Annotated in this window: 15 protein-coding genes; 6 read left to right on the top strand and 9 right to left on the bottom strand. The window is 63.3% G+C overall.

Features of this window, described 5'->3' with window-relative positions; translation table 11 throughout:
* Positions 1-22 precede the first annotated feature (22 nt).
* The 6 genes from ptsP to NIBR502773_RS09740 all read right to left on the bottom strand — a co-directional run bounded on the left by ptsP (position 23) and on the right by NIBR502773_RS09740 (position 6,797).
* Entirely contained in the window at positions 23-2,533 is a 2,511-nt protein-coding gene (gene ptsP, locus NIBR502773_RS09765; protein WP_141155935.1) for a phosphoenolpyruvate--protein phosphotransferase, read from the bottom strand.
* A 29-nt stretch (positions 2,534-2,562) separates the two neighbouring features.
* On the bottom strand, positions 2,563-3,573 hold the full coding sequence (locus NIBR502773_RS09760) for an SIS domain-containing protein (protein WP_065939227.1): 1,011 nt from the start codon (positions 3,571-3,573) through the stop codon (positions 2,563-2,565).
* Positions 3,566-4,672 (bottom strand): N-acetylglucosamine-6-phosphate deacetylase, encoded by a 1,107-nt coding sequence (gene nagA, locus NIBR502773_RS09755; RefSeq protein WP_027605446.1) that lies wholly within the window; start codon positions 4,670-4,672, stop codon positions 3,566-3,568. The genes NIBR502773_RS09760 and nagA overlap by 8 nt, the downstream gene beginning before the upstream one ends.
* 11 nt (positions 4,673-4,683) lie before the next feature.
* Positions 4,684-5,442, bottom strand: coding sequence for a GntR family transcriptional regulator (locus NIBR502773_RS09750; RefSeq protein WP_027605447.1), 759 nt, complete (start codon positions 5,440-5,442; stop codon positions 4,684-4,686).
* Positions 5,443-5,704: 262 nt separating this feature from the next.
* A complete protein-coding gene (locus NIBR502773_RS09745) occupies positions 5,705-6,208 on the bottom strand; it encodes a murein L,D-transpeptidase family protein (RefSeq protein WP_141155934.1) in 504 nt (167 codons plus the stop codon).
* Between the two features lie 37 nt (positions 6,209-6,245).
* Positions 6,246-6,797, bottom strand: coding sequence for an NUDIX hydrolase (locus NIBR502773_RS09740; protein ID WP_141155933.1), 552 nt, complete (start codon positions 6,795-6,797; stop codon positions 6,246-6,248).
* Positions 6,798-6,943: 146 nt separating this feature from the next.
* Here NIBR502773_RS09740 and NIBR502773_RS09735 point away from each other — a divergent pair, with 146 nt between their 5' ends.
* The 5 genes from NIBR502773_RS09735 to purT all read left to right on the top strand — a co-directional run bounded on the left by NIBR502773_RS09735 (position 6,944) and on the right by purT (position 10,201).
* Entirely contained in the window at positions 6,944-7,546 is a 603-nt protein-coding gene (locus tag NIBR502773_RS09735) for a CoA pyrophosphatase (RefSeq protein WP_015885706.1), read from the top strand.
* 35 nt (positions 7,547-7,581) lie between these two features.
* Entirely contained in the window at positions 7,582-8,106 is a 525-nt protein-coding gene (locus tag NIBR502773_RS09730; RefSeq protein WP_027605450.1) for a gamma carbonic anhydrase family protein, read from the top strand.
* The gene (locus NIBR502773_RS09725; RefSeq protein ID WP_034115014.1) at positions 8,103-8,318 is read left to right on the top strand and encodes a DUF1289 domain-containing protein; all 216 of its coding nucleotides are present in this window, start codon (positions 8,103-8,105) and stop codon (positions 8,316-8,318) included. Before NIBR502773_RS09730 ends, NIBR502773_RS09725 begins: the two co-directional genes overlap by 4 nt.
* Positions 8,319-8,482: 164 nt before the next feature.
* Positions 8,483-8,950 (top strand): VUT family protein, encoded by a 468-nt coding sequence (locus tag NIBR502773_RS09720; RefSeq protein ID WP_065924836.1) that lies wholly within the window; start codon positions 8,483-8,485, stop codon positions 8,948-8,950.
* 69 nt (positions 8,951-9,019) lie between these two features.
* A complete protein-coding gene (purT, locus tag NIBR502773_RS09715; protein WP_141155932.1) occupies positions 9,020-10,201 on the top strand; it encodes a formate-dependent phosphoribosylglycinamide formyltransferase in 1,182 nt (393 codons plus the stop codon).
* Between the two features lie 66 nt (positions 10,202-10,267).
* On the opposite strand, the gene NIBR502773_RS09710 is transcribed toward purT, so the two are convergent.
* The 3 genes from NIBR502773_RS09710 to NIBR502773_RS09700 all read right to left on the bottom strand — a co-directional run bounded on the left by NIBR502773_RS09710 (position 10,268) and on the right by NIBR502773_RS09700 (position 13,929).
* The gene (locus NIBR502773_RS09710; protein ID WP_141155931.1) at positions 10,268-11,578 is read right to left on the bottom strand and encodes an MFS transporter; all 1,311 of its coding nucleotides are present in this window, start codon (positions 11,576-11,578) and stop codon (positions 10,268-10,270) included.
* A 287-nt stretch (positions 11,579-11,865) separates the two neighbouring features.
* Positions 11,866-13,104 carry a transporter associated domain-containing protein gene (locus tag NIBR502773_RS09705; protein ID WP_141155930.1) on the bottom strand — a complete coding sequence of 413 codons (1,239 nt, stop codon included), beginning with the start codon at positions 13,102-13,104 and terminating at the stop codon, positions 11,866-11,868.
* Positions 13,105-13,116: 12 nt separating this feature from the next.
* Entirely contained in the window at positions 13,117-13,929 is an 813-nt protein-coding gene (locus NIBR502773_RS09700) for an inner membrane protein YpjD (protein ID WP_065939219.1), read from the bottom strand.
* Between the two features lie 234 nt (positions 13,930-14,163).
* Here NIBR502773_RS09700 and ffh point away from each other — a divergent pair, with 234 nt between their 5' ends.
* Complete coding sequence (gene ffh / locus NIBR502773_RS09695; RefSeq protein ID WP_003175900.1) at positions 14,164-15,540, top strand: signal recognition particle protein; 1,377 nt, start codon at positions 14,164-14,166, stop codon at positions 15,538-15,540.
* The last annotated feature ends 6 nt before the right edge of the window (positions 15,541-15,546 follow it).

Here is a 15,546-nt window from a genome sequence, read left to right as displayed (position 1 = left end):
GGTCTCCTTTTTCTTGTTGTTGTCAGCTCAGCGGCCAGTGGTGTTGACAGGCTTGGCGAACCGCCCTGGCGCTGCTCAGGTCAAGCAGGCCAAGGCTCAGTTGCCGGCATTGCGCCGCGTCCAGGTGGCGGACGCGATCCTTGATTTCTGCGATTTGCGGCGGGCTGACGGACAGTTCGCTGACCCCCAGGCCGACCAGCACCGGCGTGGCCAGTGGGTCGGACGCCAGGGCGCCGCACACGCCGACCCAACGTTTGTGTTTCGCCGCACCGGCGCAGGTCTGGGCGATCAGCCGCAACAGTGCCGGGTGCAGCGCATCGACCCGCGCGGCGAGGCCGGCGTGGTCGCGGTCCATGGCCAGGGTGTACTGGGACAGGTCATTGGTGCCGATGGACAGGAAGTCCGCGTGCTCGGCCAATTGTTCGGCCATCAGCGCCGCAGCGGGCACTTCGATCATCACCCCCAGTTCGGGGCGTTGGCTCAGTTCCAGCTCTGCACACAACTCATCCAGGCGCTGGCGAATCTGCAGCAGTTCGTCGACTTCGCTGACCATCGGCAACAGGATGCGGCAGCGTTGCAAGGGGCTGACTTGCAGGAGGGCGCGCAATTGCTGATCGAGCAGTTCAGGGCGCACCTGGGCCATGCGAATACCGCGCAGGCCCAGCACCGGGTTGGCTTCGACGGGCAGCGGCAGGTAATCGAGCTGCTTGTCGCCACCGACGTCGATGGTGCGGATGATCACCGACTTGTCGCCCATGGCATCCAGCACGGCTTGATAGGCGTGGCATTGTTCCTGTTCATCCGGCGCGGTGCGGCGGTCGACGAAGAGGAATTCGGTGCGCAGCAGGCCGACGCCGTCAGCGCCGTTTTCAAAGGCCACCTGGGCCTCGGCGCTGGAGGCGACATTGGCGGCCACTTCGATGTTCACGCCATCGCGGGTTTGCGCCGGTTGTTGGGCCTGGGCCTGTTGCTGCCGGCGACGCAGTGTCTGCGCGTCGCGGATCCGGTGGACTTCGGCATGACGCGCCGCGCTGGGGGCCAGTTCCAGGCGGCCGTTGCCGGCGTCGAGCACCACGCGCTGGCCGTGCGGCACATCGAGCACCTCAGCGCCCAACGCGACGACACATGGCAAGCCTTTGCCCCGCGCCAGGATGGCGACATGGGACGTGGCGCCCCCCTCGGCCATGCAGATCCCGGCAGCCTGTTGTGCGCTCAGTTGCAGCAAATCCGAAGGAGTCAGTTCATGGGCGCTGACAATCGCTCCCGCAGGCAATTCGAAATGCCAGGCTTCACCCAACAGTGCGCGCAGGACCCGTTGCTGCAGGTCGCGTAGGTCGTTGGCGCGTTCGGCGAACAGCGGCTTGCCCAGGGCCAGCAATACCGCGCACTGCGCCTGGATAGCATCGCGCCAGGCATGGGTAGCGGCGCTGCCGTGTTCGATAGCTTCGGTGGCGGCGTCCAGCAGGGCGGGGTCTTCGAGCAGGGCCAGGTGGGCGGCGAAGATCTCTTCTTCTTCGACGGCCTTGCGTTGGCGCGCCTGGTCCAGGGTGCTGCGGATTTCACCGCGCACCTGCTCCAGGGCTGCGTCCAGGCGTTGCAGTTGTTCGTCAGTGACGTGATGGCCGGGGTCCGACGGCAACTCGATACCCGCCAGCCGAAACAACGGCCCGCAGACCAGTCCCGGTGCCGCGCACACGCCCTGCAACACATCAACTTCCGTGGTTGCCCGGCGCGGCATGGCGACGACCGGTGCGTGGTGTTCTGCCTTGACGGCGGCGGACAAGGCCGCGACCAGCGCCTGCAGCGCGGCCTCGGCGTCCTTGCCGCGACAGGTCACGCGCACCTCGTCGCCTTCGCCAATGCCCAGCCCCATGAGGCCGATCAGGCTGTCGCAGGCGGCCGACCTGGCGCCGAAGTGCACCAGCGCCTGGCTGCTGAAACCCTGGGCGGTCTTGCGAATCAACGCCGCCGGCCGTGCGTGCAGGCCGCCACGGTGAGTCACGCGCACGCTGGCGCTGGCTTCGGCGACGGCGTTATCCACCGCCGTTTGCTGCGCTGCGTTCCCACGCGGCACAACCTGCACCAGGGGATCGCCCAGCCTGACGGATTTCGCGGCCAGCGGGCGCAGTTCAAAGTGTTCGCCATTGGTGAGAATGATCAGGCTGACCAGGCTTTTGCACTGGCGGGCGATACGGTCCAGGTCAAAGCGCACCAGCGCCTGGCCATTGCTGACCCGTGTGCCATCCTTGACCAGCAGGGCAAACCCTTCGCCGTTCAATTCGACCGTGTCGATGCCGATGTGCAGCAACACTTCGGCGCCGTTGTCGGCGCGTATCGTCAAGGCGTGGCCGGTGCGGGCGACATGGATGACCACACCATCGCACGGCGCATGCAGGCAATCGTTGAGCGGGTCGATAGCCATGCCGTCGCCCAGGGCGCCGCTGGCGAACACGTCGTCAGGCACATTGCCCAGGGCCAGTAACGGCCCGCTGAGGGGGGCGTTGAGGGTCAGTTCATTATTGTTGTTGGGCATGGGCACTGTACTCATCAGGAAAGCGCGACTCAGTGAGTGCGGGTAACTTTGCTCAGGTGGCGCGGCTGGTCCGGGTCCAGGCCTCGGGCGACGGACAGGCCGGCCGCCATGACATAGAAACTCTGGATCGCCAGGATCGGGTCCAGGCTCGGGTGTTCGGCGCGGCTCAGGGTCAGGTCGCGTTCGGCGATATCGTCCGGTGCTGCGAGCAGCACGCGGGCACCGCGTTGGCGCATATCGGCGGCCAGGCTCAACAAGCCGGCTTGCTCGGCACCCCGTGGCGCGAACACCAACAGCGGGTAGTCCGCACCGATCAAGGCCATCGGCCCGTGACGGACCTCGGCACTGCTGAAGGCTTCGGCCTGGATCGCCGAGGTTTCCTTGAGCTTGAGCGCCGCTTCCTGGGCAATGGCAAAACCGGCACCACGGCCGATCACCATCAGTTGCTGGCAGCCGCGCAGCGCCTCAATGGCGGGTGTCCAGTCCTGCCCGGCGGCTTCGCGCAGGCCTTCGGGCAGGGCCTGGCAGGCCTGCAGCAAGTCGGGCTCCTGGTTCCAGTGGCCGATCAACAGCGCGCTGGCGCTGAGGGTGGCGATAAAGCTCTTGGTCGCGGCCACGCTGAGTTCCGGCCCGGCGCACAGGGGCACATGGAATTCGCAGGCGGCTTCCAGCGGCGAGTCTTCGGCGTTGACCAGCGAGATGCTCAAGGCGCCGCGCTTGCGCAGCAGGCGCAGGCTGTTGACCAGGTCCGGGCTTTGCCCCGACTGGGAGAAACCGAACGCTACCTGGCCGCTGACTTTCATGGGTGCTTGCAACAAGGTCACCACCGACATCGGCAACGACGCCACCGGAATGCCGACATGCTGCATGGCCAGGTAGGCGAAATAGCTGGCGGCGTGGTCCGAGCTGCCCCGCGCAATGGTCATCGCCACTTGCGGCGGCTGGCGGCGCAGGCGGCCGGCGACTTCTTCCAGCAGCGGGCCCAGGCGTTGCAATTGCGCCGCGACGGCGTCACCGGAGGCCAAGGCCTCTTCAAGCATTTTTGAAGACAATGGTTTCTCCTTCGACCATGACGTCGGTGAGGTGCAGGGAGCGGTCCAGGCGCACGCAGTCGGCAAAGCTGCCGGGTTGCAGGCGACCGCGTTGTTCCAGGCCCAGGTAGTCCGCCGGAAATTGCGACAAGCGTTGTGAGGCTTCGCTGATGGGCAGGCCGATCTTCACCAGGTTGCGCAGCGCCTGATCCATGGTCAGGGTGCTGCCGGCCAGGGTGCCGTCGGCCAGGCGTACGCCGCCCAGGCATTTAGTCACGGTGTGGCTGCCCAGCTTGTACTCGCCATCGGGCATGCCGGCGGCGGCGGTGGAGTCGGTGACGCAGTACAGGCACGGGATCGCGCGCAGGGCCACGCGCATGGCGCCGGGGTGCACGTGGAGCAGATCCGGGATCAGCTCGGCGTACTTGGCGTGGGCCAGTGCCGCGCCGACGATGCCGGGTTCGCGGTGATGCAACGGGCTCATGGCGTTGTACAAATGGGTGAAGCTGGTGGCACCGGCGGCGAGGGCGGCGACGCCTTCTTCATAGCTGCCCAGGGTGTGGCCGATCTGCATGCGCACGCCGCGTTCGCTGAGGGCGCGGATCAGGGCGTCGTGGCCGGCGATTTCCGGGGCGATGGTGATCACCCGGATCGGCGCCAGGCGCAGGTAGGCTTCGACTTCAGCCATCAATGCGGTGTGGGCGAAGTTGGGCTGCGCGCCGAGTTTTCCCGGGTTGATGTAGGGGCCTTCCAGGTGCACGCCGAGTACCCGGGCGCTGCCCGTAGGACGCTGCTCGCAGAAGCGGCCGAGTTGGCCGAGCACGCTGGAGATTTCGTCCACCGGCGCGGTCATGGTGGTGGCCAACAGCGACGTCGTACCAAAACGCACATGGGTGCGGGTGATGGTCTCGAAAGCGTCGGCGCCTTCCATGATGTCTTTACCGCCGCCGCCGTGGACGTGCAGGTCGATAAAACCCGGCAGCAGGTAGGGCAAGTCGTTTTCAGCCGGGTCGCAAGGCTCGCCTTCAATGGCGATGACCTTGCCGTGCTGGTGCACCAGGCGGCCGCGCATCCAGCCGTGGGGCGTGAGGATATTGTCTTCGGACATGGGCAGTTTCTCTAAGGCCGCAATTCGGCGGCAAAGTCATAACGGCGAAGCTCTGCGACAAAGTCGTAGTAGTCGTTGCGGCAGTAGGTGTCGGTGATTTCGATCGGCGTGTTGTCGGCGGTGTAGCCGACCCGGGTCATCAGCAGCATGGCGGTGCCGGGGGCGATGCCCACCAGCCTGGCGAACTCGTCCGAGGCGTTGATTGCCTGGATGTGTTGCAGGGCACGAACGATGGGTTTGCCGATGCCTTCCAGGTATTCGTACAGCGAATGGCCGATGGCTTGCGGCTGCGGCAGTACCGAGGCGGGCATGGCGGTCATCTCGATGGCCATCACGGTGTCATCGGCCTTACGCAGGCGTTTGAGACGCGCCACCTTGTCGGTCGGCGACAGGCACAGGCGGATCAGTTCTTCATGGGTCGGCGGGGTGATCTCGCGCTCCAGCCATTGGGAGCTGGGCACAAAGCCCTTGAGACGCAACATCTCGCTGAACCCCGACAAGCGCGACAGCGGCTGTTCCAGGCGTGGCGTGATAAAGGTGCCGGAGCCCTGGCTGCGGCGGATCAGGCCTTGGGCGAACAACACTTCCAGCGCTTTACGGGCGGTCACCCGCGAAATGCTCAGCTGTTCGCTGAGGGCGCGCTCCGAGGGCAGGGCCTGTTCGGATTTCCACTGGCCGGCATGGATCGCCGCTTCCAGGTTGCGGGCCAATTGCAGGTACAGCGGCGTGGATTGTTTGTCGTCGGGACGCAGCGTCAGGATGGGGTTCATCTATGAGGTTTCCGATGCGGTTATTGGAGTGTTGTCGCCCGGTATTGGCCGGAAGCTAATACCACTTAAATACCATGTCAATGCTGCCAAAACGGTGCGAGTACCGGTTTCAGGGCGCCTTAATGGTGCCTGGTATCAAGTGGTATTAGAGAGGTCTTTATCGCGCGCAGAAGTGCGCAGCCCGCGCGGTGAACTGGTATTCACCGGCAGGCGTGGGAGGGGGAGGGAAATATTTTTAATTAAATTACGAACGGTCGAAGATTTACGGGCGGATCTCGATCAGTGTGCCGTCCTTGACCAGGTTCCAGACTTCGCGCATGTCGACGTTGCGCATGCCAATGCAGCCGTCGGTCCAGTCCAGGGTGTGAAACCACTGCTCCGGGTACTCTTCGGTGTCGGGCGTGCCGTGGATCATGATCATGCTGCCGGGCTTCACCCCTTCGCGGCGGGCGCGGGCGGCATCGCTGATATTCGGGTAGGAGATGTGCATGGACAGGTAGTAGCGGTCGCTGGTCTTGCGCCAGTCGATCCAGTACAGGCCTTCCGGGGTGCGGCGGTCGCCCTCGATCAGCTTGTGGCCCTTGGGGTTCTTGCCCAGGGAAATACGATAGGTCTTGAGGGGCTTGCCGTCGTTGATCAACTGCAATTGGTGGGCGGACTTGAGCACCAGGACTTTTTCGACCGTCTTGTTGCCCAGGGTTTCCACGGTAGAGGCCGGCGAAAGCGTGGCGAACGACAGGCAGATCAGAGCAAGCAACCAACGCATTAAAACGGTATCCCTGTGGCGACGAGCTGCCGAATGGTTATTGGGCGGGCTTTGAAGAAAGAGGTGGCACGGCTTCGCTGCGCACCGGGAACGACTGCTGGCGGCGGTCGGCGAAAAAGTATTCTAGGGTACGCCCGACCGTGCGGAAAGCCAGCTCGGACCAAGGGATGTCCGCCTCGTCGAACAGCTGCACTTCGAGGCTTTCGGGGCCTGCGGCGAAGTCCAGGTCGACCAGTTCGGCACGGTAGAAGATATGCACCTGGCTGATGTGCGGCACATCGATCAGGGTGTAAATGCTCAGGTTGCGCACCCGGGCGCAGGCCTCTTCCAGGGTTTCGCGCATGGCGGCCTGTTCCACGGTCTCGCCGTTTTCCATGAAACCTGCGGGCAGGGTCCAGTAACCCAGGCGCGGCTCGATGGCGCGGCGGCACAGCAGCACTTTATCGCCCCATACCGGCAGGGTGCCGGCGACGATATTGGGGTTTTGATAGTGAATGGTCGAGCAGTGATCACACACGAAACGCAGGCGAGCGTCGCCTTCGGGAATGCGCTGGGTAACCGGTTTACCGCACTGGCTGCAGAAATTCATGCTGGGGTTCCTGGAAAGTGCGTCTATCTTGGCTTGGCTGGCAGGGGCCTGCAAGTTGTCGTTTAGCGACATGCTCCGGGTTTTGGGGTTGGGCGCCCGGCGGCTTTGGTGCATGATGCAAGGTAGCCAACAGACCGAGATGACTCATGCTGGACGAGCTACTTCGCCGGGTAAGCAATCACACCCCCCACACGCTGGAAACCGATGGGCGTTTCCCCGAGGCCGCGGTGCTGGTGCCGATTACCCGCAGTGACGAACCTGAGCTGATCCTGACCCTGCGCGCCAGCGGCCTGTCGACCCATGGTGGCGAAGTGGCCTTTCCCGGCGGGCGCCGCGACCCCGAAGACCCGGACCTGATCTTCACCGCCCTGCGTGAAGCCGAAGAAGAAATCGGCCTGCCCCCCGGCCTGGTGGAAGTCATCGGCCCGCTGAGCCCGCTGATCTCCCTGCACGGCATCCGGGTCACGCCCTATGTGGGGGTGATCCCCGACTACGTCGAGTACCTGGCCAACGATGCCGAGATTGCCGCCGTCTTCAGCGTGCCTTTGGATTTTTTCCGACAGGACCCGCGCGAACATACCCACCGCATCGATTACCAGGGCCGCAGTTGGTACGTGCCCAGTTATCGCTTCGGCGAATACAAGATCTGGGGCCTGACGGCAATCATGATCGTCGAGTTGATCAACCTGCTTTATGACGACGCCCAGATCAGCCTGCACCAGCCGCCCAAGAGCTTCATCAATACCTAAGCCGTCGTTTGAACGGCCAGCCGTGAGGGAAAACCATGAAATACCGCCTGGGCGACGCCCGCGTCGAGACCCATCCACACAGCTGGGTGGCGCCGAATGCCACGCTGGTGGGCAAGGTCAAGCTGGAGGAGGGCGCCAATGTCTGGTTCAACGCAGTGCTGCGTGGCGACAACGAGCTGATCCTGATCGGCAAGAACAGCAACGTCCAGGACGGCAGCGTGATGCACACCGACATGGGCTACCCGCTGACCCTGGGCACCGGCGTGACCATCGGCCATAACGCCATGCTGCACGGCTGCACGGTCGACGATTACAGCCTGATCGGTATCAATGCGGTGATCCTCAACGGCGCCAAGATCGGCAAGCACTGCATCATCGGCGCCAACTCGCTGATCGGCGAAGGCAAGGAAATTCCCGATGGCTCCCTGGTGATGGGCTCGCCGGGCAAAGTGGTGCGTGAATTGACCGACGCACAGAAGCGGATGCTGGAAGCCAGCGCTGCGCACTATGTGCATAACGCCCAGCGTTACGCGCGGGATCTGGCAGAGCAGGAAGAATGAGTGCAGTTGAACGACCTGTTGCCTCGCCCTGCGTGAGTATTTGTGCGCTGGATGATGACGATATCTGCACCGGCTGCCAGCGCACAGTGGATGAGATTACGCGTTGGAGCCGCATGGACAACGCCGAGCGCCGGGTGGTGTTGGGCTTGTGTCATGAGCGGGCTTTGGCGAATGGGTTGGTGTTTATGGCTTCTGGTAAATCCGGCGCCTGATGGATCGCCATCGGGGGCAAGCCCCCTCCCACATTTTGACCGCATTCCTACAGATTAAACGCGGTTAAGTGTGGGAGGGGGCTTGCCCCCGATGAGGTCCACCCAGACGACATATTTCCAAATGTGAAGTACCCTGTGCCCCTTGTTCACAGGTCCTTCGCCTCATGCTCTTCCTGATCGCCTACATCAGCAGCGTCGTGCTGATCAACTTCGCCTTCTCCACCGCCCCGCACCTGGATGTCATCTGGTCAGCCTGGGGTGGCCTAGTGTTTATCCTGCGCGACATGGTGCAAACCCGCTTCGGCCACGGGGCGATCATCGCCATGCTGGCGGCGCTGGTGTTGTCGTATATCACTTCGGACCCGTCCATCGCCCTGGCCAGCGCCACGGCATTCGCGGTGTCGGAATGCATCGACTGGCTGGTGTTCAGCATCACCAAGCGCCCGCTCCACGACCGCCTGTGGATAAGTTCGGCGCTGAGCATTCCCCTTGATACCTTTATCTTCTTCGGCCTGATCGGTGCGCTCACCCCTGCCGTGGTGGGCACCGCCTTGGCGTCGAAGTTCGCCGGGGTCACGGCGGTGTGGCTGATCATGGCCTGGCGCATCCGCAAGCGGGCCGTCGCCAACTGAGGCCAATTTTTACAGTTCATGTAAAATGCCGGCCTTTCTCCCCATGATCCGCTCCCCTGAGGACCTGAGATGACCCGAATCGGAACTCCATTGTCGCCAACCGCGACCCGCGTTTTGCTGTGTGGCTGCGGTGAGCTGGGCAAGGAAGTGGTGATTGAACTGCAACGCCTGGGCGTTGAAGTGATTGCCGTGGATCGCTACGCCAACGCGCCGGCCATGCAGGTTGCCCATCGCAGCCATGTGATCAATATGCTCGACGGCGCCGCCCTGCGTGCGGTGATCGAAGCGGAAAAACCGCACTTCATCGTGCCGGAAATCGAAGCCATCGCCACCGCGACCCTGGTGGAGCTGGAGGCCGAAGGCTTCACCGTGATCCCGACCGCCCGCGCCACGTCGCTGACCATGAACCGTGAGGGCATCCGTCGCCTGGCCGCCGAAGAGCTGGACCTGCCGACCTCGCCGTACCACTTCGCCGACACTTTCGAAGACTACAGCAAGGCCGTCCAGGACCTGGGCTTCCCCTGCGTGGTCAAGCCGGTGATGAGCTCGTCGGGCAAGGGCCAGAGCCTGCTGCGCAGCGTCGACGACGTGCAGAAAGCCTGGGACTACGCCCAGGAAGGCGGCCGTGCCGGTAAAGGCCGGGTGATCATCGAAGGCTTTATCGACTTCGACTACGAAATCACCCTGCTGACCGTCCGTCACATCGGCGGCACCACCTTCTGCGCGCCGGTCGGCCACCGTCAGGAGAAGGGCGACTACCAGGAATCCTGGCAGCCGCAAGCCATGAGCCCGGTTGCCCTGGCCGAGTCCGAGCGCGTGGCCAAGGCGGTGACCGAGGCGTTGGGCGGTCGTGGTTTGTTTGGTGTGGAGCTGTTCATCAAAGGCGATCAGGTGTGGTTCAGCGAAGTGTCGCCTCGCCCCCATGACACCGGCCTGGTGACCCTGATTTCCCAGGACCTGTCGCAGTTTGCCCTGCATGCGCGCGCCATCCTCGGCCTGCCGATCCCGTTGATCCGTCAGTTCGGGCCTTCGGCTTCGGCGGTGATTCTGGTGGAAGGGCAGTCGACCCAGACCGCATTCGCCAACCTCGGCGCGGCCTTGAGCGAGCCGGACACGGCGTTGCGTCTGTTTGGCAAGCCAGAAGTGAATGGCCAGCGCCGCATGGGCGTGGCGTTGGCGCGGGATGAGTCGATTGAAGCGGCTCGTGCCAAGGCGACCCGTGCTGCCCAAGCGGTTGTGGTAGAGCTCTAAAAGCATCGGGGACAAGCCCCCTCCCACACTCGAATGTAGGAGGGCGCTTGCCCCGATAGCTGTTTATCAGGCAACCCTGTTCAAATCATTATTCCGCGTCTCTTTCAGGCACAGCACCGCAATCAAGCTGAGCAACGCCGCCGCCGACACATACCCACCGACATAACTCAGCCCACCCATCGCCACCAGCTTGGTCGCGAAGAACGGTGCGGCCGAAGCGCCCACGATCCCACCCAGGTTATACGCCGCCGAAGCCCCGGTATAACGCACGCGGGTTGGGAACAATTCCGGCAACAGCGCGCCCATCGGCGCGAAGGTCACGCCCATCAGGAACAGCTCCAGGGCCAAAAACAGCGCTACGGCCCAGGTAGAGCCGTGGGTCAGCAATGGCTCCATGGTGAAGCCCGACAGAATCGCCAGGACCGCGCCGACGATCAGCACCGGCTTGCGCCCGTAGCGATCACTGGCCAAGGCCGCCAACGGTGTGGCCAGGCCCATGAACAGCACTGCAAAGCACAGCAACCCCAGGAACGTCTCGCGGCTGTAGCCCAGCGTCGAAACGCCGTAGCTCAGGGAAAAGGCCGTGGTGATGTAGAACAGCGCGTAGCACACCACCATCGAGGCGGCACCCAGCAGGACCGGCAACCAATGCTGGCTGAACAGCTCCACCAGCGGCACTTTCACCGGGGCTTCCTTCGCCACGGCATTGGCGAACACCGGGGTTTCATGCAGCTTCAGGCGCGCATACAGGCCGACCATCACCAAAGCTGCGCTGAGGATGAACGGGATGCGCCAGCCCCAACTGCGGAACTGCTCGTCATTCAGGCTCATCGCCAGGATCAGGAACAAACCGTTGGCCGCCAGGAATCCGATCGATGGGCCCAGTTGCGGGAACATGCCGAACCAGGCGCGCTTGCCTTTCGGCGCGTTCTCGGTGGCCAGCAACGCTGCACCGCCCCATTCCCCGCCAAGCCCCAGGCCTTGGCCGAAGCGCAGCACACACAACAGGATAGGTGCCCAGGCACCGATGCTGTCATAACCGGGCAGCAAGCCAATCAGCGTGGTGCACACGCCCATCAGCAGCAGCGAGGCCACCAGGGTCGACTTGCGGCCGATGCGGTCGCCGAAGTGGCCGAACAGCGCCGAGCCCAGCGGGCGGGCGATAAAGGCGATACCGAAGGTCAGGAACGACGCCAGCATCTGCGCGGTACCAGAAGTCTGCGGAAAGAACACCGGCCCGATCACCAGCGCGGCAGCCGTGGCATAGATATAGAAGTCGTAGAACTCGATGGCGGTGCCGACGATGCTCGCGGTAGCGACACGTGCGGTCGAGTTGGTCGGGGCGGCGGTCGCGGCCTCGTTATAGGTGGTGCTCATGGCGGTATCCCTGACGGTCATTGCGCGTTTGGACGCGGATTATTATTGGGTCGAACACCCTTGGATCAGGGTTGTGCGCGGGGCGGCTCGGGATGGGAGCGAACACCGGTCGGACATGGTAAAGCGGTGCCTGGACGCGCTGAGTGCGGGTAGCACGCGGTCGGGCGGGGGCTTGGGTAAGCCGCAGGGATTATAGGAAGGGGTTTGGAATTACAACAAGTGACTGGCGTGCCGCAAATCAAAATGTGGGCGGGGCTTGCCCCTTCCCACACGGGATTATCAGAAAGCTATGCGGCCACAGGCATGTGGCTGGTATGCCAGATCAGCACCTTGCTGACGCGGTTGTCCTCGGTCTCGAGGATTTCCAGGCGGTAGCGGCCGATCTTCAGGCACACCGCGCAATCCGGAATGGTTTCCAGGGCTTCGGTGACCAGGCCGTTGAGGGTCTTGGGGCCATCGCTGGGCAGGTGCCAGCCCAGGCTCTTGTTCAATTCGCGGATCGAAGCGGCACCGTCGATGATATAGCGGCCATCAGGCTGCGCGTCGATATGCGGGTTGTCCGCACTTTGCTCGTTTTCGAATTCGCCGACGATTTCTTCGAGAATATCTTCCAGGGTGACGATACCCAGGACTTCGCCGTATTCATCCACCACCATGCCCAGGCGGCGCTGCTGTTTGTGGAAGTTCAGCAATTGCAGTTGCAGGGGCGTGCTTTCCGGGACGAAGTAGGGTTCGTAGGAGGCCGCGAGCAAGGCTTCCTTGGTCAGGCTGGCGTCCGGCAGCAGATGCTGGATCAGCCGGGTGTTCAGTACGGCTTCGACCTGGTTGATGTCACTGTGGAACACCGGCAGGCGAGTGCGCGGGGAGGTGCGCAGTTGCTCGATAATTTCTTCGATCGAGTCATCCAGGTTGATACCGTCCACTTCGCTGCGGGGCACCAGGATGTCATTGACGGTGATGTTGTCCAGGGCGTGGATGCCCGGCATGCCTGGGGTACGGCTGTCGTCGGCCTCGGGCTGCGCTTCATCGTCGTGGTCGGGCAGTGGCTCGTCGCTGTTTTTCACCACGCCGGGCTTGCGGGCAAACGGGCGCAGCAGCAACAGGCTGATACCATTGAGCAGCCAGGCGACGGGATAGAGGATTTTCAATGGCACGCCCAGCAGCGTGTTGCCGAAGCCCAGCACCGCGTGCGGATGCCGGGTTGCCAGGGCGCGGGGCAGGTAGTCGGCCAGGATCAGCAGGACGGCGCAGGAGATCAGCCAGCCGAGCCACGGGCCGTTCTGTGCCCAGGCATAAATCGCCAGCAGGGTGCTGAGGATGACCACGGCCGCACGGCACAGGCTGTTGCACAGGATCAGGCTGTGGCGCGGGAAACTCAAGCGGGCGGCAGCCTTGTCGCCCTGGCGTGTACCGGGTCGCAAGGCCAGCAGGTGCTGTTGTGCGGCTTCGATGGCGGTAAACAGCGCCGCCCATAACACCAGCAGGGCGATTACCGCGAGCATCGGCCCCAGGGGCAAGTTGTCCATTTTGGCTGCCCGTCAGATATGCAGGATGTATTCGCGAACCAGCTTGCTGCCGAAATAGGCCAGCATCAGCAGGCAGAAACCGGCCAGGGTCCAGCGAATCGCCTTGTGTCCGCGCCAGCCAAGGCGGTTGCGGCCCCACAGCAATACGCTGAAAACCACCCAGGCCAGGCACGCCAGCAGGGTCTTGTGCACCAGGTGCTGGGCAAACAGGTTTTCGACGAACAGCCAACCGGAAATCAGCGACAGCGACAGCAGCGTCCAGCCGGCCCACAGGAAACCGAACAGCAGGCTTTCCATGGTTTGCAGCGGCGGGAAGTTCTTGATCAGTCCGGAAGGGTGCTTGTGCTTGAGCTGGTGGTCCTGCAACAGCAGGAGCAAGGCCTGGAACACCGCGATGGTGAACATGCCGTAGGCCAGGATCGACAGCAGGATATGGGCGAGGATGCCTGGCTCTTCATCGATCACCTGCACCGTGCCGGTGGGGGCGAACTGCGCGAGCAGCACCGTCAGCACGCCCAATGGGAAGAGCAGGACCAGCAGGTTCTCGACAGGAATCCGATAACAGGCCATCAGCGTCAGCGCAATCACCGCCGCGGCGATCAGGCTGGCGGCGCTGAAGAAGTCCAGGCCCAGGCCAACCGGCGTCATCAGGTGGGTGAACAGGCTCGCGGCATGGGCCAGCAGGGCGAGGACGCCCAGGCCGACCAGCAGGCGTTTGTCCGCCTTGGCGCCTTGGGCCAGACGAGAGCCCTGATAGAGGGTCGCAGCGGCATACAAGATGGCGGCGGCGAGGCTGGGTAGCAAACTGGGTGACAAGGGGAGCATAAATCCTGATAGACAAGCCCGAAAGGCGCTGAGTTTGGCATACACCTGCGTTCCACGAAAGACTCCAGGGCCAGACAGCGGGTGTGCATGGGCGCAGTCTTCGCTATAATCCGCGACCTGCCCACGCCGCAGGCTCGCCGAACGCTGTGTTTAATAGCGATTTACCACAGCCTGGGCCGCCATTACCTCGGTCTACCAATGCATTTCGATGAATAGGGCCTGAAAGGATCGCGCATGTTTGAAAACCTGACTGACCGTCTCTCGCAGACGCTGCGCCATGTAACCGGCAAGGCCAAGCTGACCGAGGACAATATTAAAGACACCCTGCGCGAAGTGCGCATGGCGTTGCTGGAAGCCGACGTCGCCTTGCCTGTGGTCAAGGACTTCGTCAACTCGGTCAAGGAGCGCGCGGTCGGCACTGAAGTGTCCCGCAGCCTGACCCCGGGCCAGGCCTTTGTGAAAATCGTCCAGGCCGAGCTCGAAAGCCTGATGGGCGCGGCCAACGAAGATTTGAACCTCAGTGCCGTGCCACCGGCCGTCGTGCTGATGGCCGGTCTGCAAGGTGCGGGCAAGACCACCACCGCCGGCAAGCTGGCGCGCTTCCTTAAAGAGCGCAAGAAGAAGTCCGTGATGGTGGTATCGGCCGACGTGTACCGTCCGGCGGCCATCAAGCAGCTGGAAATGCTCGCGGGCGAAGTGGGCGTGACCTTCTTCCCGTCCGACCTGAGCCAGAAGCCGGTCGACATCGCCAACGCTGCTATTAAAGAAGCAAGGCTCAAGTTCATCGACGTGGTCATCGTCGATACCGCCGGTCGCCTGCACATCGATGAAGAGATGATGGGCGAGATCAAGGCGCTGCATGCCGCGATCAACCCGGTCGAGACGCTGTTCGTGGTCGACGCCATGACCGGCCAGGATGCGGCCAACACCGCCAAGGCCTTCGGCGACGCGCTGCCGCTGACCGGCGTGATCCTCACCAAGGTCGACGGCGACGCCCGTGGCGGTGCCGCGCTGTCGGTGCGTGCCATCACCGGCAAGCCGATCAAGTTCATCGGTATGGGCGAGAAGAGCGAAGCGCTCGAGCCGTTCCACCCTGAGCGTATCGCCTCGCGTATCCTCGGCATGGGTGACGTGCTCAGCCTGATCGAGCAGGCCGAAGCGACGCTCGACAAGGACAAAGCCGATAAGCTTGCGAAAAAGTTGAAGAAGGGCAAGGGCTTCGACCTCGAAGACTTCCGTGACCAGCTGCAACAAATGAAGAACATGGGCGGCCTCGGCGGCCTGATGGACAAGCTGCCGAACATCGGCGGCGTGAACCTGGCGCAAATGGGCAATGCCCAGGGCGCGGCAGAGAAGCAATTCAAGCAGATGGAAGCCATCATCAACTCCATGACCCCGGCCGAGCGCCGCGACCCTGAGCTGATCAGCGGTTCGCGCAAGCGTCGGATCGCCATGGGTTCCGGCACCCAGGTGCAGGACATCGGGCGCTTGATCAAGCAGCACAAGCAGATGCAGAAGATGATGAAGAAATTCTCCGCCAAGGGCGGAATGGCCAAGATGATGCGCGGCATGGGCGGTATGTTGCCCGGCGGCGGCATGCCGAAAATGTAAAGTATT

This window comes from Pseudomonas sp. NIBRBAC000502773 (assembly GCF_006517195.1).
Classification (GTDB): Bacteria; Pseudomonadota; Gammaproteobacteria; order Pseudomonadales; family Pseudomonadaceae; genus Aquipseudomonas; species Aquipseudomonas marginalis.
The sequence above is the reverse complement of the archived record's forward strand: the minus strand, read 5'-3'. Positions and strand labels throughout refer to the sequence as shown.